The organism is Azospirillum agricola (assembly GCF_020005195.1).
GTDB classification, from domain to species: domain Bacteria; phylum Pseudomonadota; class Alphaproteobacteria; order Azospirillales; family Azospirillaceae; genus Azospirillum; species Azospirillum agricola.
On record NZ_JAIFZR010000005.1, the window covers coordinates 1 to 17145 of the forward strand.

The 17145-nt window shown below is 69.3% G+C and carries 14 protein-coding genes; 9 read left to right on the top strand and 5 right to left on the bottom strand.

Annotation, left to right across the window (positions count from 1 at the left end):
• The coding region (locus tag JN22_RS14775; RefSeq protein WP_085554714.1) for a PAS domain-containing protein at positions 1-1828 on the bottom strand (1828 nt) is incomplete at its 3' end.
• A gap of 305 nt (positions 1829-2133) precedes the next feature.
• Positions 2134-3540, bottom strand: coding sequence for a hybrid sensor histidine kinase/response regulator (locus JN22_RS14780; protein WP_223677732.1), 1407 nt, complete (start codon positions 3538-3540; stop codon positions 2134-2136).
• A gap of 227 nt (positions 3541-3767) precedes the next feature.
• On the opposite strand from JN22_RS14780, the gene JN22_RS14785 reads away from it, so the two are divergent.
• The 3 genes from JN22_RS14785 to JN22_RS14795 all read left to right on the top strand — a co-directional run bounded on the left by JN22_RS14785 (position 3768) and on the right by JN22_RS14795 (position 7075).
• Complete coding sequence (locus tag JN22_RS14785) at positions 3768-5498, top strand: sensor histidine kinase (protein ID WP_223677733.1); 1731 nt, start codon at positions 3768-3770, stop codon at positions 5496-5498.
• A 145-nt stretch (positions 5499-5643) separates the two neighbouring features.
• The gene (locus tag JN22_RS14790) at positions 5644-6156 is read left to right on the top strand and encodes an MmcB family DNA repair protein (RefSeq protein ID WP_085554716.1); all 513 of its coding nucleotides are present in this window, start codon (positions 5644-5646) and stop codon (positions 6154-6156) included.
• Positions 6157-6304: 148 nt separating this feature from the next.
• A complete protein-coding gene (locus tag JN22_RS14795; protein WP_223677734.1) occupies positions 6305-7075 on the top strand; it encodes a response regulator in 771 nt (256 codons plus the stop codon).
• 13 nt (positions 7076-7088) lie between these two features.
• Here JN22_RS14795 and JN22_RS14800 read toward each other — a convergent pair whose 3' ends face one another.
• Positions 7089-8348: a D-alanyl-D-alanine carboxypeptidase gene (locus tag JN22_RS14800; RefSeq protein ID WP_223677735.1), complete on the bottom strand. Its 1260-nt coding sequence runs from the start codon at positions 8346-8348 to the stop codon at positions 7089-7091.
• Positions 8349-8687: 339 nt separating this feature from the next.
• On the opposite strand from JN22_RS14800, the gene JN22_RS14805 reads away from it, so the two are divergent.
• On the top strand, positions 8688-9503 hold the full coding sequence (locus JN22_RS14805) for a hypothetical protein (protein ID WP_223677736.1): 816 nt from the start codon (positions 8688-8690) through the stop codon (positions 9501-9503).
• Positions 9504-9512: 9 nt separating this feature from the next.
• On the opposite strand, the gene JN22_RS14810 is transcribed toward JN22_RS14805, so the two are convergent.
• A complete protein-coding gene (locus tag JN22_RS14810; RefSeq protein WP_085554718.1) occupies positions 9513-10268 on the bottom strand; it encodes a peptidase in 756 nt (251 codons plus the stop codon).
• A gap of 400 nt (positions 10269-10668) precedes the next feature.
• On the opposite strand from JN22_RS14810, the gene JN22_RS14815 reads away from it, so the two are divergent.
• The 5 genes from JN22_RS14815 to JN22_RS14835 all read left to right on the top strand — a co-directional run bounded on the left by JN22_RS14815 (position 10669) and on the right by JN22_RS14835 (position 15947).
• A complete protein-coding gene (locus JN22_RS14815; RefSeq protein ID WP_085554719.1) occupies positions 10669-11181 on the top strand; it encodes a phasin family protein in 513 nt (170 codons plus the stop codon).
• 345 nt (positions 11182-11526) lie between these two features.
• Positions 11527-12003 (top strand): phasin family protein, encoded by a 477-nt coding sequence (locus tag JN22_RS14820; RefSeq protein WP_085554720.1) that lies wholly within the window; start codon positions 11527-11529, stop codon positions 12001-12003.
• 300 nt (positions 12004-12303) lie between these two features.
• Positions 12304-12630: an ATP-dependent Clp protease adapter ClpS gene (gene clpS, locus JN22_RS14825; RefSeq protein ID WP_085554721.1), complete on the top strand. Its 327-nt coding sequence runs from the start codon at positions 12304-12306 to the stop codon at positions 12628-12630.
• 8 nt (positions 12631-12638) lie between these two features.
• The gene (gene clpA / locus JN22_RS14830; RefSeq protein WP_085554722.1) at positions 12639-14957 is read left to right on the top strand and encodes an ATP-dependent Clp protease ATP-binding subunit ClpA; all 2319 of its coding nucleotides are present in this window, start codon (positions 12639-12641) and stop codon (positions 14955-14957) included.
• 147 nt (positions 14958-15104) lie between these two features.
• Entirely contained in the window at positions 15105-15947 is an 843-nt protein-coding gene (locus tag JN22_RS14835) for an NAD kinase (RefSeq protein WP_085554723.1), read from the top strand.
• 39 nt (positions 15948-15986) lie between these two features.
• Here JN22_RS14835 and JN22_RS14840 read toward each other — a convergent pair whose 3' ends face one another.
• The gene (locus JN22_RS14840) at positions 15987-17144 is read right to left on the bottom strand and encodes a pyridoxal phosphate-dependent aminotransferase (protein WP_085554724.1); all 1158 of its coding nucleotides are present in this window, start codon (positions 17142-17144) and stop codon (positions 15987-15989) included.
• Position 17145 lies beyond the last annotated feature (1 nt).

Sequence of the window (17145 nt, forward strand, 5' to 3'; positions counted from 1 at the left end):
CCAGCAGGTTGCGCAGCATGCGCTCCAGCAGGATCGGGTCGCTGCGCACCCGCGCCGAGGAGGGCACCATGCGCAGGCTCAGGCCGCGGTCGAGCGCCTGGTCGGCGATCTCCGTCGCCAGCCGGGAGATGATGTCGTGAATGTCGAACTCGACCACCCGCGGGGTGACGTTGCCCATCTCCAGCGCCGAGGTGTCGAGCAGGGCCGAGAGCAGCGCGTTGCCGGCGGCCAGCGCCTCCCCCAGCTTGGCGGCGATCTCCTTCTGCTGGGGCGTGGTCAGCTTGCTGACCAGGATGTGGTGGAACAGGCTCATCGCCTGGAAGGGCTGGCGCAGGTCGTGGCTTGCCGCCGCGAGGAAGCGCGACTTCGCCTGGTTCGCCCTTTCCGCCTCGGCGTGGGCGTCGGCCATGGCCTGGCGGATGCCCGCCGCCTCCGTCACGTCGATGGCCGCGCAGATGACGCCGGAGACCTCGCCCGTCTCGTCGCGCATCGGCTCGACGCTGAGGTCGAAGACCTGCCGGTGTCCGTGGACGGTCACCTGGACCTCCCGCCGCGCCCCGACGCCGGTGTCGAGGACCGGCCGCTTGATGCCGTCGAGCAGCGCCCCCAGCTCCGGCCCGTAGAGGTCGGCGTGGCTGCGGCCGATGAAATCCTCCGGCGGGTGGGTGGCCTGCGGGCTGTAGACCCATTGGTAACGCAGGTTGCGGTCCTGGCTGAACAGCGCCACCCGCGAGTGACGGAGCGCGAGGCGGAAGCGCTCCTCGCTCTCGCGCAGCGCGCGCGACATGGCGGCGCGGGCGCGGGCCTCCTCCTGCAACAGGCGCTTGGAACGCGCCTCCCACCGGACATAGGCGGCCAGACCGGCGGTGGCCAGCAGCCCGGCGATCAGCGCCATCCAGGCGAGCCGGTCGCGCGGATCGGCCAGCGGCGACGGATGCGGCACCAGCACAAGCCGCCAGGATTCGGAGCCGAAGCCAACCCGGTGCCCGATCGCCGGGATTCCGGCCAGTTCCGCTTCCGGCAGGGCATGAAACGCCTCGCCGGGCTCCCGCCCCCCCGCCTGGACCGCCAGGATGCGCGGGCCTCGGGTGGTCCGCTCGTCGACGAGATAGGCATCGCCGGCGCTCAGCCCGACATGCGCGGCGGCCTCCCGCAGCAGGTGATCCAGGCGGAAGGTCGCCCAGAGAAAGCCGATGAGCGCGCCGCAACGGTCGCCCCCCTCCTCCGGCCGGCCCTCCAGGGTCCGGGCGGCCGGGGAAGCGGTGCCGCGCGCATAGACCGGCAGGACGAGAGCGGTGGTGTCGGCCGGATGGTCGTCGCCGGGATTTGCCTGTCCGGCGGGCCGCTCGCCGGCGGACGGCTCACCGGCGGACGGCCCGTTGGTCACAACCAGCGATCCCGACCGGCAGGCCTGTGCCAACAGTTCCGCGCGATCGGGCTCCGCCGCGATGTCGAGCCCGATCAGGCGGTCGCCGAGCTGGCGCGGCTGGACCAGCGCAGTGACGAACAGGTCGCGGCCGGTCACGGCGGTTCCGCCCGCCGGGACCCGGCGCGCCCAGGCCACGGCGCGCAGACTGGGATACAGGGGAAGCAGCGGCTCGGCCGCCATGGCGAAGCCGTCCGGCGTCATCGCCGCCGGACCGGCCAATGGTCCGCTCAGCGCCCGCAGCAGCAGCGCGTGACGGTCGAGCCGCTCCTTGAACGCGTCATGGAGTTGTGCCGCCTGACGCTCGACCAGAGCACGTTCGACGGCACGCGAGGTCTCGCGGATCTGGACGAAGGCCGCCAGCGACACCAGGACACCGGCAATCACCAACGCCGGCACCACCAGCGCGCCTCCCTCAGCCCACCCCGCCATTGGTGCCATGCCGCCCCCGCACCCCGTCGTCACGGCCCACCCCTGGGGATGACCGCGACGAAGCTGCCCGGAACGACTATAGCAAACCCAAAGCAAACTTACTCAGTTGAAAACACTTTCTTCCTCCGAAAGAGAGAGGAACGTTCCAGAATCAGCCAGAAAAGCAACGAACTCCGAAGAACATCTTCAATGTCAATGCCGATATCTGTCGGATCTCACGTTGCAATGTTACAGGGGAGACATTTAGGATCTGGGAGAAAAGCCCGGCCGGAGATTTACGTTATCATGGTCTCGCGAGCCAAAAGGCGCGAAACGGCGGCGCGAAGCGCGAGCGGGGCAATCGGCTTGTGCAGCAGGGGATAACCGGACAGGCGCGCCTCCCGCAGCCGCTTGGGATCGGTGTCGCCAGTCAGGATCATCCCCGGCACCGGCTGGCCGAGCGCCTGGACGATCCGGCGGATGGCGACGATGCCGTTCGCCGTTCCCTTCAACCGCAGGTCGGAGATGATCAGGTCGGGCGCCTGCGGCGCGGTCCCGAGCCGGTCGAGGGCGCTGTCGCAGGATTCGGCGGCGAGCACGGTGCATCCCCACTGGCCCAGCAGCGCCTCCAGGGCGGCGAGCACCATCGGATCGTCCTCGATCACCAGGACGCGGGTCCGGTTGAGGTCGGACGTGTCCGCGTCCATCCGGGGCGCCGGGCTGAAACTCCGCCCCACCCCCTCCCCGTCGGCGGCGCGGGGCACGGTGACGCTGAAGAGCGTGCCCCGCTTCTCGATGGACCGCACCTCCAGCGACAGGCCCAGCTTGCGGGCCAGCCCGCGCGCCAGGGTCAGGCCGAGGCCGAGCGCGCCATGCCCGTAGCCGCCCGGCCCGGCCAGTTCGGTGCGCAGGGCGTCGAGCTGGCGGGGCGCCAGCCCGCGCCCGGTGTCCCACACCTCGATGCGCAGGGAATCGCCGCGCGGCCGGCAGCCGACCACCACCCGCCCCTGCGGCGTGTGGCGCAGCGCGTTGGCGACCAGCCCGTGCAACAGCCGCTCCAGCAGCGAGCCGTCGGTGCGGACGACGCCCGAGCAGGGCATGACCGTGAAGCGCACCCCGCGCTCGGCGAAGCGAGGCGCCACGTCGAGCGCCAGCCGCATCAGCACGCCGTTGATCGCGTGGGGCCGGATGTCGGGTTCGATCAGCCCGGCCTCCAGCCGCGCCAGATCGAAATGCCCATCGACCATGCCGCGCATCGATTCCACCGCCTGCGCCATCGACCGCAGCAGATCGCGCGAGGCGCGATCCGCCGCCACCCGGCCGTCGAGCGTCCCGATCAGCAGCGACAAGGCGGCGAGCGGCTGCCGCAGATCGTGGCTCGCCGCGGCGAACAGCCGGCCCGACAGATCGCCGGACGGCGGGGAAGCCGTCTGGCAGCCCCCCTGGCCGACCATGCGCAGGAAACCGCCGTCGGCCAGCGGACGGTCGACGCACGCCATGCCCTCGAACAGGGGATCCAGATCCGCCAGCGCGGCGCCCGCAGCCAGACGGCCGCCGGCGCCCGGAAGCGCCGCGATGCCCGGCGTCCAGTTCCGCAGCCGGCCGGCGGCGTCGAACACCAGGGTATGGCCGGCCCCCGCCGGCCTGTTCGAGGCTTCCCCACCGGCTTGGCCGGCATCGTTCTGGCTGCCGCTCTCGGTCACGGTCGCACCCTGTCCTTCTGCCGCCGAGTACTGAACAGTAGGAGTCGCCCAAGCCCCTGAAAAGCCATCCATTCGTTAGACCGGGCACAATGGGGCGCCATCCCTGGCCTCCGGAATACATACTATTTTATTAAATTATTCAGCAACCACCTTTCCGTCAAAACTCTGTCGCAATTCGACAAATATTCGTACGCCTGCGCGAAACCTGCCTTTATCGATTGTTAGGAATGCTGCGCAACCATTCCCGGATGGATATTGGCGCGCAGGCATGGCTGAGGGGGCACCCTTCCGGCAACCGGAGCATCGGCAGCGGGGTCGCCGACGCTCTGCCGCTTCTCGACTTGGCTTCTCTGTCGTCGCCCCTGCCGGCCGCGCTGCTCGCCCTGCTGCCCGACGCCGTCGCCGCCTTCGCGGCGCTTCGCGACCCCGACGGGACGATCGCCGATTTCGAATGGCAGGCCGCCAACCCGGCGGCGGAATCCCTGTTCGGACAGGGGCCGCTCGCCGGCCTGCGGCTGCGCGCCGACGGGATGGACAGCCACTGTCCGGGACTGTTCGCCGCGCTCGCCGCCGCGCTGGACGGGCCGCTGACCCGGACGCTCGACGCCTGCGCCGGTGCCCATCCCAGCGGCCATGCCGGCGCCCATGCCGGTCCCGGCGCCGGAAAGGGCGACGGGCGGAACGCCCCGCCGCGCACCCGCTGGCGCCTGTCCGCCTCGCCCTTTCCCGGCGGGGTCTGCGCCACGCTGGCCGACCTCGGCCCCGGCGCCCCATCGATGGCGGAAGCGCTGGCGGCGGCGCTGGAGCACAGCGCCGAAAGCTTCGCGCTGTTCGACGCCGGCGACCGTCTGGTCCACGCCACCAGCCGGCTGAAGCGCTTTCTGCCGGAACTGGCGGACCTGCTGGTTCCCGGCGTGCCGTTCGAGGCGCTGGTGCGCCGCGCCGCCCGGACCGACGGCGACCTGCCGTCCGACGCGGAGCGGGAACTGTGGGTCGAGGCCCGGCTGGCCCACCACCGCCGTTCGCACAAGCCCTTCACCCTGCGGGCGCGGGACGGGCGCTGCCTGCTGGTCAGCGAGCACGCGGTGCCGGACGACGGCGTCCTGGTGATCTACGCCGACGTCACGCCGATGAAGCGGAACGAGGAAAGCATCCGAATCCGCGAGGCCGAGGCCCGCGCCGCCCACCGCGAGGCCGAGCGGGCCAGCCGCGCCAAGAGCGAATTCCTCGCCCAGATGAGCCACGAGCTGCGCACGCCGCTGAACGCCGTCCTGGGCTTCGCCGAGCTTCTGATGGCGGAAACCTTCGGCCCGCTCGGCAACCCGCGCTATCTCAGCTACGCCACCGACATCCACGACAGCGGCACGCATCTGCTGGCGCTGATCAACGACATCCTCGACCTGTCGCGCATCGAGGCCGGGCGGCTTCAATTGTCGGACGAGGGGGTGGACCTGCCCTTCGTGACCGCCCAGGTCATGGCGATGCTGCGCAAGACGGCGACGGACAAGCGCATCGCGCTGACCACCGACATCGCCGGCGACCTGCCGATGCTGCTGGGCGACGCGCGGGCAACCCGCCAGATGCTGCTCAACCTGCTGTCCAACGCGGTGAAGTTCACGCCGGACGGCGGGCAGGTGATGCTGACGGCGGCGCTGCTGCCGGACGGCGGCATCGGCGTCATGGTGGCCGACACCGGCGTCGGGATCGCCGCCGCCGACCTCTCCCGCGTGCTGGAGCCGTTCGAGCGCGCCGACGCCACCATCGCCCGCAACGTCGGCGAGGGCACCGGCCTCGGCCTGCCGATCGTCAAGCGCCTGATCGAGCTGCATGGCGGCCGGCTGGAGATGGCCAGCGAGCCGGGCGTCGGAACCTCGGCCGTGCTGATCTTCCCGGCGGCGCGCAGCCTGCCGCGTGAGCTGTGCCCACCTCCACCGCTCGCGCCACGCCCGCCCGCCTGACGCAGCCCCGGCTGGTGCATCCCCGGCTGGCTTATCCCGGACTGCGCATCCCTGACTGGCGCGCTCCCTTTTTGCCCCTTGGCGGGAACGGCCGAAGCGGTCATTCTGCCGCGATGTTCCTGAACCGTTCCGGCAATTCCCATCCATGACCGACATTGCGTCCGACAGTACGGCCGGCATCGGCGCGACCGACGCCGGCGATGCCGCCGGCTCGCCCGCCGGCGGCGCGGCGCCCATCTTCCGCGGCGTGCGCCGGGCGCTCGCCCAGCGCGGCTTCGCCAGCCTGACGGAGTTCCGCCTCGCCTGCGGGCGGCGCGCCGACGTGCTGGCGATGGACGAATCCGGCACCGTCGTCATCGTCGAGGTGAAGAGCGGGGTGCCCGACTTCCGTTCCGACCAGAAATGGCCGGAATACCGGGAATGGTGCGACGCCTTCTATTTCGCGGTGGACGACGCCTTCCCGACCGAACTGATCCCCGAGGAGTGCGGCCTGATGGTCGCCGACGCCTATGGCGCCGAGGTGCTGCGCGAGGCGCCGCTCCTGAAGCTGGCCCCCGCCCGCCGCAAGACCCTGATCCTGCGCGCCGCCCTGGCCGGAGCCGGCCGGCTGCACCGCATCGAGGACCCGATGTTCGTCCAGGCGCCGCCCATCGTCTGACGCCCATCGTCCGAAGGCTCATCGCGCCGCCTTCGTCATGTGTGAGCGTGCGCAGCATCCGTCCGATGCGCGCGGCGCGCGAAACGGCTAGAGTGACGGCTCTGGTCCTGCCGGCTCCGGTTCCGGCGGCCCCGAAGACGGAGCAAGCATGCAAGCGAACGCAGCGACGGCCCTCCCTTCCCTGCGCATCCTGCTGGCGGAGGACGAGGTGGTGAACCGTATGGCGGCCACCGCCCTGCTGCGCCGGGCCGGCCACGCGGTGGTCGTGGTGGAGGACGGGCCGGCGGCCCTGTCGGCCGCGACCGACGGGACGGTCTTCGACCTCGTCCTGATGGATCTCCGCCTTCCCGGCCTCGACGGCGACGAGGTGGTGCGGCAATTGCGGGCCCGGCCGGCGGCCGCCGCGGCGGCGCCCCCGCGCATCCTGATGCTGACCGCCAGCGCCGCGCCGGACGGGCTGGAGCGCTGCCGGAGCTGCGGGGCCGACGGTGTCCTGACCAAGCCTCTGCGACTCGACGCCCTGGAGGCCGCCCTGCGCGACGGCGCGGCGGACTCCCCCGCTCCGCAGGCCGGCGGCGGCGCGTTCGACGAAAGCGCCATCGGCCAGATGCGCGACCTGCTGCCCGCCGACCGCGTCGCCCTTCTGATCGGACGGACGGCGGCGACCCTGCGGGACTACCGCGTCAGCCTGGACGCCGCCTGGGCCACGGGCGACCGTGCGGCGGTCAGCATGATGGCGCACAAGCTGGCGGGGGTGTCGGGACAATATGGCTGCGCCGCCCTGCGCCGGGCCGCGCAGGCCTTGGAAGCGGCGGTGGAGCGCAGGGACGACCCCGCGGCGCTCGACGCGGCGTTGCGGACGCTCGACTCGGCCTACGGCCCGGCCCTGGCTTACCTGGACACGCAGGCCGGCCGATAAGGGCGATGCCCGGTTACGACTTGTCGTTGGGCGAGACCGCGACGCAGCGGTGGCCGCTCTTGGTCAGCGTGGCGCAGGCCTGCCGCGCCGTCTTCTCGTCCAGACCGACCATGCGGGCGCGGTAGAGGGTGTCCTTGCCGTTCTTGACCTCGACCACCGCGTTGCGGGCGCCGCGCAGCAGGAACGGCGCCTGCTTGGAGGCCTGGGCCAGCGCCTTCTGGCCGGCAGCCCGCGTGGAGAAGGCACCGACCTGGATGCCCCACTTGTCGCCGCCCTTGGCCGCTCCGGAGGCGGCCGGGGCGGCGGGCGGCGCCGACGGCACGGACGCCTTCTGCACCGCCGCCGCCGTCTTGCGGACCGGCAGCTTGCCCTTCACCACGGGTTCGTCGTCGTCGTCCCCCTCGGCCTCGGGCTGGCTCCTGGGACGCTCGACGCTGGCGATCTGCGGACCATCCTCGCGCCCGCGGTTGGGCTTGCCGAAGGCCTGGTCGAGCAGCGCTTCCATCCGGTTGTCGCGCGACACCGCCGACTTGCCGCCCATCACCACCCCGACCAGCCGGCGCCCGTCGCGGGCGGCCGAGGCGGCGAGGTTGAAGCCCGAGGCGATCGTGTAGCCGGTCTTGATGCCGTCCATGCCCTCGTAACGGGACATCAGGCGGTTGTGGTTGGGCTGCGGCCGGCCGCCATAGACGAAGCTGCGGCGGCTGAAATAGGGGTAGTATTTCGGATGGTCGTCCAGCATCGCGCGCGACAGGATCGAGAAGTCGCGGGCGGTGGTCACCTGCTCCATGTTCGGCAGGCCGGACGCGTTGCGGAACACGGTGCGGCGCATGCCCAGCTCGCGCGCCTTGCGGGTCATCATCTCGGCGAAGCGGGTCTCGGTGCCGCCCAGCGCCTCGGCCAGCACGACGGCGGCGTCGTTGGCCGACTTGGTGACGAGGCCGAGGATCGCCGTCTCCACCCGCAGCGTCGAACCCGCGCGCAGGCCCAGCTTGGTCGGCGACATGCTCTCCGCCCAGGACGACACCGGCAGCGCCTGGTCAAGCGTCAGCCGCCCGTCGTCCAGCGCGTCGAAGGTCAGGTAGAGCGTCATCATCTTGGTCAGCGACGCCGGGTGGGTGATGGCGTCGGCGTCCTGCTCGTGCAGGACCTCGCCGGTGCGGGCGTCGACGACGATCGACGCCGCCTTGGCGGCGAGCGCCTCCGCCGAGGTCAGCGCGGACGCCAGCAGGGCCCCCGAAAGAGCGGCGGCGGCGAACAGGGTCCGCGTCAAACGCCTCGCGCTCCGCTCCCCCTCCGTCTCCACCGCACGAAAAGCGAATGGAAACAGTCCGGTACGAACGGTGCTGCGCGTTACTGTCATGATGGCCCCGCCAAAGGCTAATATTTGCCGCTTGGTTCAATGGTAAATTCGTGCCAAATCAGTGTCTAGCAGGAATTCGTTAATTTCTTGCTTTGGCTTTTCGGCCGGTCTGTGACCAAAATGGGGGGAGGACTCGGCCAGAAGGGCTAAGCCTGGACCGGTGGAGCCCGGCCGGCGTTCCCGTTCCGGCGCCGCAGGACGGCGCGGGCCGACCACGTACCAGACGCCGCTCAGGTGAGGCAAGAGACGATGAGCCGCACGCACAGCCGCTTCCGCCCCCATGGCCTCCCCGGCGTCCGCGCCCGCCTCCCCGCCGGTCCGGTGGCCGCCCTGCTGGCCGGCGCGCTGGCGCTGGCCGGCTGCGCCGCCGTCGGCCCGGCCGACAACCCGGTCGCCCGCAAGCTGACCTGGTTCAGCTACCTGAACGGCGACGATCTGCGGGTCGCCTGCGGCAAGCCCGGCGCCGACCGCTTCCGCATGGTGTTCAACGCCGACTACAACCGGCACGTCCGCACCTACGACATCACCGGCGACCCGGCCGAGGACGGCGGCGGCGCCAAGGTCGAGGCCCGCGTCATCGAGGCGACCGACCTCGCCCGGCTGACGCCGCTCGACCCGCTGTCCGCCGCGCGCGGCCACACGGCGACGGTGCGCTTGAACCCGGACCAGTTCGCCAGCTTCATCGGCCGGCTGCGCGACACCGGCGCCTTCGATCCGCCGCCCGATGGGCTGCGCCTGTCCTCGAACGGGATCTATTGGCTGATCAACGGCTGCCGGGGCGGGCAATGGTTCTTCTCCGCCCACCCCTACCCGTCGGGCCGCTTCACGGACGTGCGCTTCCTGGAACCGATGCGGGTGCTGGACGGCACCGGCATCCCCCCCCTGCCCCCGTTGCCCGCCCTGCCGAGCCCGGCGGACGCGCCGCGCGGCCTGCCCCCCGCCGGAGAGCGGGCGGAGGGCGGCGTCCATTTCGAGGTGGAGGTGGCCGACGGCGGCCTCGTCGGGCCGACCCGCCCCTTCGGGGCGTGGCTCGACGGGCCGCTCGCCGACCTGTTCAGGCGCTGAGGCCGCCGGTCAGACCGTCTCCTCGCCGCGGACGCGCAAGCTGTCGGGGACCAGCGTCTCGACCCACGGGCCGTCCGGCATGCGGCGGGCCAGTTCGGTGATGTTGCGGTTCCACCACTGGCGCTGCTCGCCGAGATCGTCGTAGTCGTAGTTCGACTGGCGCCAGGTCCGCTGCTCGGCGTGGTAGGACACCATGTCGATGGGGAAGCCGACGTCGTTGGTCGAGAAGCGCGTGCTGTCGAAGGACAGGTAGGCCAGCTTCAGCGCCGTCTGCATGTCGGTGGTGTAGGACAGCGCGCGGTCGAGGATCGGCTTGCCGTAGGCGGTGGCGCCGATCGACAGGTAGGGCGTGCGCTCGTCCACCTCGATCCAGTTGCCCTCCGGGTAGACCAGGAACATGTAGGGCTCGCGGTCCTCGGCGAGCTGCCCGCCGATGATGGCGTGCAGGTTGAAATGCAGCTTGGACGCCTCCAGCGACTCCCGGTCCTCGGCCGCGACCTGCCGCAGGCAGGCGGTGAAGGCCGACACCGCGTCGAGCATGGTCGGGTAGGATTCGCCCCGGCGCTTGCCCATGTCGCGGCGCAGATAGGCCAGAGTCTTGTCGCGCACGCTGCGCAGGCCGGAGTTCATGATGAAGAAGCGGTCGCCGCCGTTGCCCATCATCGTCACCTTGCGGGCCGACGAGAGCTGGGAACCGCTGGTGATGCGGCCGTCCGACAGGCCGATGAGCCCGTCGCGTGTCTTGATGCCGAGGCAGTAGGTCATGGGAGCGTCCCGGTTGAGCGGCCTGGGTGGAGGGTTCTGTCTTTAGGATGCGGCGCTTCGACGCGCCGCTTCTGACCATTGGCCGAAGCGCGTTTTGCGCATGGCGACGCTACACTTGTCGCATATCCGGTAAAGCCTTCGTTAAGGAATAAAGGCAGGGCGACCCGGAGGACGGGGGTTTTCCCGCGCAACGGGAATTGTGCATCGCATCCAAGCGCCCCTTGACTCCCGCCGCCTACTCGCATAGTTTGCTCATATTGCAGTGCAGCATTTCCTGGGCCTCACGTTGGTTCAGGGATTTGAAAAACCGCTGCCGGCAGGCTTCGCGACCCGCTTCCTGCGGCCGGAGCCACACCCCGGAACCGCGGGGCCGGCATCAGCCCAGGAAGGAACGCGCGTCATGACCAAGTTTTCGCCGAAGTCCATCGAGACCGTCACCGCCCAGGCCAAGGAGCAGTATGAGGGCTTCGTGAAGGCCGGGCAGGAGCAGACCGTCAAGCAGTTCGAGCAGACCGCCACGGTCGCCAAGGAGCAGTTCGACAAGGCCGCCACCCAGTTGCTGAAGAGCTACGAGGACATCCAGGCCGCCAACAAGGCGACCGTCGCCGCCCTGGTCGAGAGCGGGAGCATCGCCGCCAAGGGCGCCGAGGATCTGAGCCGCGAGTTCGTCGCCTACAGCCAGTCGGCGCTCGACAAGTCGATCACCACCGGCAAGGCCCTGCTGACCGCCAAGAGCCTGCAGGAAGTGGTCGAGCTTCAGAACAGCTTCTTCAAGTCCAGCTTCGATTCGCTGGTCGCCGAGGCCAGCCGCATCCAGGAACTGTCGGTGAAGGTCACCAACGAGGCGCTGGCCCCGTTGAACGCCCGCGTGACCGCCACCGTCGAGACCCTCTCCAAGCCGCTCGCCGCCTGACATCCTGGCAGGTGACTGGCAGCGCCCGAGCGGCCCGCAAGGCCCGGCGACCATCCCCATGGTCGCCGGGCCTTGTCCGTTCGAAGTCCGTTCGAACCACGACCTCCACTTGCGGCCGCACCACCCGGAAGAGGCATCCACTCGCCTTTAGATTTTTGTGCAGCGCAAAAAATTCTCTTTGACAAGCGCCGGTCGCCTGCCTTAATAATAGGCTATGTTGCATTGCAGCATATCTCGGGCGCCCGCCCTCAACCGGGGTCCGAGGGACTCAACCCACTCCGCGCCCGGTTGCCGCATCGTCGGGGCCGCGCGGTTGACCCCTGAGAGAGCGCGAGGAGCATAGCCATGTCCGACAAGTTCGCCGCCGCCACCAAGACCATCGAAGACGCCGTCTCGACCGCCAAGCAGAATCTGGAAGGCCTCGTCAAGGCCCAGCAGGAGCAGGTCGAGAAGGCCTCGGCCAAGATCCTGAAGAGCTACGACGATCTCTCCACCCTGACCAAGGGCAACGTCGACGCCGTCGTGAAGTCCGGCACCATCGTCGCCAAGGGCGCCGAGGAAGCCGGCAAGCAGGTCGCCGCCTTCACCCAGTCCTCGCTGGAGAAGAGCGTGTCGACCGGCAAGGCCCTGCTGGCCGTCAAGACCATCCAGGAGCTGGTCGAGTTGCAGAACGCCTACGCCAAGGCCAGCTTCGACGCCTTCGTCGCCGAGACCACCAAGCTCCAGGAGCTGTCGGTCAAGATCGCCAACGAGGCGCTGGCGCCGCTGAGCGAGCGTGTCAACCTGACGGTCGGCACCCTCTCCAAGCCGGCCGCCGCCTGATCGCCGTCCGCGAAGCCTTCGTTCGGGAACAGCCCGGCAGCCCTCACGGGTTGCCGGGTTTTTTCTTTTCCACCCCACCGCGCATGCAACGCCTGCGGCACCCGCACAAGGGATTAGGGCTTCCGGCAATTGTGCGCCGCCCTTCTCCGTAGTCTCCTATTCGGAGGTACAACGGGGATCGCCGCTTCGAAGGAGGCTCTCCCAAATGGAGAGCATCCGCAAACGGCCCCTTCCCTCGGCGCCCGGATTGCCCATATCATCCTTATAGACAGTGCATCGCGATGACATTTGATTGAGACCATGGCCGATTCCGACAAGCACGGCAACGAGGGCACCAACAGCGGCGTGGTCATCAAGACCAAGCCCAAGACCAAGAAGCCGTCGATGTACAAGGTCTTGATGCTGAACGACGACTACACTCCGATGGAGTTCGTCGTTCTGGTACTCGAACGCTTCTTCAGCAAATCGCGGGAGGAAGCGACCATGATCATGCTGCATGTACACCGGCGGGGTGTGGGGTTGTGCGGCGTGTTCACCTACGAGGTGGCGGAGACGAAAGTCACGCAGGTGATGGACTTCGCGCGCCAGCACCAGCACCCGCTGCAATGCACGCTAGAGAAGGATTAGACCCACACATGCTGTCGCGTAACCTGGAACAGACGCTGCACAGAGCCCTGGCCCACGCGAACGAGCGCAGGCATGAATACGCGACGCTCGAACATCTGCTTCTCGCGTTGACCGAAGACTCCGATGCTACCGCCGTCTTGCGCGCCTGCGGGATCGATTTGGACCGCCTGCGCGCCGAACTGTCGGATTACCTCGACAACGAACTTGCGAACCTTATCACGAACAGGCCCGATGATGCCAAGCCGACGGCTGGTTTCCAGCGGGTGCTGCAACGTGCGGCCATCCACGTCCAGTCGTCGGGGCGTGAGGAGGTGACGGGAGCAAATGTGCTCGTCGCCCTGTTCTCTGAACGCGAGAGCCACGCGGTCTATTTCCTGCAGGAGCAGGAGATGACCCGGTTCGACGCGGTGAACTACATCTCACACGGAATCGCGAAGGCTCCGGGCCGCTCGGAAACAAAGCGTGTCTCGGGCGCTGACGACGAGGCGGCGGCGGAGAAGGTCGTGAAAAAAGGCAGTGAGGCACTCGAGGCTTATTGCGTAAACCTGAACAAGAAGGCCGCCGGCGGGAAGATCGATCCGCTGATCGGGCGGGAGCAGGAGGTCGAGCGGACCATCCAGATCCTGTGCCGGCGCTCGAAGAACAACCCGCTCTACGTCGGCGACCCCGGTGTCGGCAAGACCGCCATCGCCGAGGGGCTGGCCCGCCGCATCGTCCAGAGCGAGGTGCCGGAGGTCCTGCGCAACGCCACCATCTTCGCGCTCGACATGGGCTCGCTGCTGGCCGGCACGCGCTACCGCGGCGACTTCGAGGAACGGCTGAAGGCCGTCGTCTCCGAGCTTGAGGCGACCGAGGGCGCGGTCCTGTTCATCGACGAGATCCACACGGTGATCGGCGCCGGCGCCACCTCGGGCGGCGCCATGGACGCCTCGAACCTGCTGAAGCCGGCGCTGGCCTCGGGCTCGCTGCGCTGCATCGGCTCGACGACCTACAAGGAATACCGCAGCTACTTCGAGAAGGACCGCGCGCTGGTCCGCCGCTTCCAGAAGATCGACGTCAACGAGCCGTCGGTCGAGGACGCGATCAAGATCCTCCAGGGCCTCAAGCCCTACTACGAGAAGCACCACAAGGTCAGCTACACCAACGACGCCATCCGCTCGGCGGTGGAGCTGTCGGCCAAGTACATCGGTGACCGCAAGCTGCCCGACAAGGCGATCGACATCATCGACGAGGTCGGCGCCGCGCAGATGCTGCTGCCGGAGAACAAGCGCCGCAAGAAGATCGGCGTCAAGGACGTGGAGGCGGTGGTCGCCAAGATCGCCCGCATCCCGCCGAAGTCGGTCAGCCGCGACGACAAGGAGACGCTGCTCAACCTTGAACGCGACCTGAAGACCATGGTCTTCGGCCAGAACAAGGCGATCGACAACCTCGTCTCGGCGATCAAGCTGGCGAGAGCCGGCCTGCGCGAGCCGGAGAAGCCGATCGGCAACTACCTGTTCACCGGCCCGACCGGCGTCGGCAAGACCGAGGTGGCCCGCCAGCTCGCCATGACGCTCGGCATCGAGCTGACCCGCTTCGACATGTCGGAGTACATGGAGCGGCACACGGTGTCGCGCCTGATCGGCGCCCCGCCGGGCTATGTCGGCTTCGACCAGGGCGGCATGCTGACCGACGCCATCGACCAGCACCCGCACTGCGTGCTGCTGCTCGACGAGATCGAGAAGGCCCACCCGGATCTGTTCAACATCCTGTTGCAGATCATGGACCATGGGAAGCTGACCGATCACAACGGCAAGATCGTCGACTTCCGCAACGTCATCCTGATCATGACGTCGAACGCCGGCGCGTCGGACATGGCGAAGCCCGCCATCGGCTTCGAGCGCGAGCGCCGCGAGGGCGAGGACGTCGAGGCGGTGGAGAAGCTGTTCACGCCGGAGTTCCGCAACCGGCTGGACGCGATCATCCCCTTCGCCCCGCTGACGCAGGAGGTCATCAACCGCGTCGTCGACAAGTTCATCATGCAGATGGAGGCGCAGCTCGAAGACCGCGGCGTGTCCATCGAGCTGAACGACGAAGCGCGCGAGTGGCTGGGCAAGAAGGGCTACGACCCGCTCTACGGCGCCCGCCCGCTGGGCCGGGTGATCCAGGAGTACCTGAAGAAGCCGCTGGCCGAGGAGCTGCTGTTCGGCAAGCTCAGCAAGGGCGGCCTCGTCAAGGTCACGGTGCAGGACGACAAGCCGCACTTCGAGTACGCCGAGGGCAACCGTCCCAAGCGCACCTCGAGCGACGACGACGAGGAAGGGCTGGTCAACGAGATGGCCGAATAACCCCGGCCGGTTCGCGGACTGTGAAGAAAAGGAGGCCCTCGTGGCCTCCTTTTTCCTTGCCCGGCGGGCGGCTTCGGATTGCCTTTCGCGTTGCACACCGGATGAGCGGCGTTTCCCCCTCCCATCCACCTGCGCTATGGTCGCGGCATGACCGATCCGACCCTGCCCCTCGCCGTCGATCCGCCCGCCGCCCCGGCCGCGTTTCCCACGGCCGACGCCCTGCGCATCGCCTTCGCCTGCGCGGACACCGAGGAGGCTCGGACCGCGCGCAACCGGCTGGTCCACCGCTATGGCAACGCGCCGCTGGCCGAGGCCGACGCCATCGTCGCGCTGGGGGGCGACGGCTTCCTGCTGGAGACCCTGCACCGGGCGCTCGCGCTCAACCGGACGCGGCCGGTCCCGGTCTATGGGATGAATCGCGGCTCGGTCGGCTTCCTGCTGAACGCCTACCGCGAGGACGATCTGGCGGAGCGGGTCGCCGCGTCGCAGCATGTGCAGCTCCACCCGCTGCGCATGGTCGCCACCCGCGTGAACGGCGAGCGGGTCGAGGCGCTCGGCATCAACGAGGTGTCGCTGCTGCGCGAGACGCGGCAGGCCGCCAAGCTGCGCATCACCGTCGACGGGGTGGTCCGCCTGCCGGAACTGATCTGCGACGGCGCCCTGGTGGCGACCCCGGCCGGCAGCACGGCCTACAACCTGTCGGCGCACGGTCCCATCGTGCCGATGGGGGCCGGGGTGCTGGCGCTGACGCCGATCAGCGCCTTCCGCCCCCGGCGCTGGCGCGGGGCGCTGCTGCCGCACACCGCGGCGATCACCTTCGACATCCACGAGGAAGGCAAGCGCCCGGTCAGCGCCGTCGCCGACTTCACCGAGGTGCGCGAGGTCCTGCGGGTCGAGGTCAAGGAGTGCCGCGAGGTGTCCCTGACCCTGCTGTTCGACCAGGAGCTGAACTTCGAGGAACGCATCCTGAAGGAGCAGTTCGCGCCGTGACCTCCCCTCCCTCCCCCACCGGGAGAGGGAGTCGATCCCCTACCTCCTCCAGGCGATCAGCCGCCGCGCCGCCTCGGCGATGGTCGCCTCCGAACCGGCGAAGCTGAAGCGCAGGAAACGACGGCCGCGCGCCGGGTCGAAGTCGATGCCCGGCGTGCAGGCGATCCCGGTTTCCTCCAGGATGCGCTTGGCGAAGGCCTCGCTGTCGTCGGTCATCTCCGACACGTCGGCGTAGATGTAGAAGGCGCCGTCGGCCGGAGCCAGCTTGGTGAAGCCGGCCTTGGGCAGTTCCTCCAGCAGCAGCGCGCGGTTGCGGGCGTAGCGGGCGATGTGGCCCTCCAGCTCCTCGGTGCTGTCGAAGGCGGCGACCGCCGACACCTGGCTGAGCGTCGGCGCCGAGATGAACAGGTTCTGCGCCAGACACTCGACCGAGCGGATCAGGTCGTCCGGCACCACCATCCAGCCGAGCCGCCAGCCGGTCATCGAGAAGTATTTCGAGAAGCTGTTGACGACCAGCGCCTGCTCGTTCACCTCGGCGGCGGTGACCGCGTCGGTGCCGTAGGTCAGGCCGTGGTAGATCTCGTCCGACACCATGCGCACGCCGTTGGCCTTGCACCAGTCGGACAGCGCGGTCAGCTCCTCGCGGCTCAGCATCGTGCCGGTCGGGTTGGCCGGGCTGGCGACGATCAGCCCCTGCACCGGGCGGTCGAGCCGCTCCAGCAGCTCCACCGTCGGCTGGAAGCGGTGCTCCGGCCCGGTCGGCAGCTCGACCGGCTCGACGCCGATGGCGGTCAGGGTGTGGCGGTAGGCGGGGTAGCTCGGCGAGGCCATCGCCACCCGGTCGCCCGGATCGAAGGCGGCGAGGAAGCCGAGCTGGAACGCCCCCGAGGATCCGGTGGTCACAACCACCCGCCCCTCCGGCACGGCGACTCCGTAACGGTCCTTGTACCACTTGGCGATGGCCGCGCGCAGCGGCGGGATGCCGAGCGCGCCGGTGTAGCCCAGCGGATCGGCGCCGACCACGGCGGTCGCCGCCGCCTCCACCACGCGGCGCGGCGCGCCGGTGGAGGGCTGGCCGACCTCCATGTGCAGGACCTCCAGCCCGGCGGCCTCACGCTCGGCGGCGGCGCGCATCACCTCCATCACGAAGAAGGGGGGAATGGCGCCGCGCTTGGACACTTTCGGCTGTTTGCTCATG

Coding starts and splice junctions, on each gene's coding strand:
- clpS (WP_085554721.1), top strand. CDS start 12,304: ATGGCCGATTCCGACAAGCACGGCAACGAGGGCACCAACAGCGGCGTG.
- JN22_RS14835 (WP_085554723.1), top strand. CDS start 15,105: ATGACCGATCCGACCCTGCCCCTCGCCGTCGATCCGCCCGCCGCCCCG.
- JN22_RS14785 (WP_223677733.1), top strand. CDS start 3,768: ATGCTGCGCAACCATTCCCGGATGGATATTGGCGCGCAGGCATGGCTG.
- JN22_RS14805 (WP_223677736.1), top strand. CDS start 8,688: ATGAGCCGCACGCACAGCCGCTTCCGCCCCCATGGCCTCCCCGGCGTC.
- JN22_RS14820 (WP_085554720.1), top strand. CDS start 11,527: ATGTCCGACAAGTTCGCCGCCGCCACCAAGACCATCGAAGACGCCGTC.
- JN22_RS14840 (WP_085554724.1), bottom strand. CDS start 17,144: ATGAGCAAACAGCCGAAAGTGTCCAAGCGCGGCGCCATTCCCCCCTTC.
- JN22_RS14790 (WP_085554716.1), top strand. CDS start 5,644: ATGACCGACATTGCGTCCGACAGTACGGCCGGCATCGGCGCGACCGAC.
- JN22_RS14795 (WP_223677734.1), top strand. CDS start 6,305: ATGCAAGCGAACGCAGCGACGGCCCTCCCTTCCCTGCGCATCCTGCTG.
- JN22_RS14810 (WP_085554718.1), bottom strand. CDS start 10,268: ATGACCTACTGCCTCGGCATCAAGACACGCGACGGGCTCATCGGCCTG.
- JN22_RS14815 (WP_085554719.1), top strand. CDS start 10,669: ATGACCAAGTTTTCGCCGAAGTCCATCGAGACCGTCACCGCCCAGGCC.
- clpA (WP_085554722.1), top strand. CDS start 12,639: ATGCTGTCGCGTAACCTGGAACAGACGCTGCACAGAGCCCTGGCCCAC.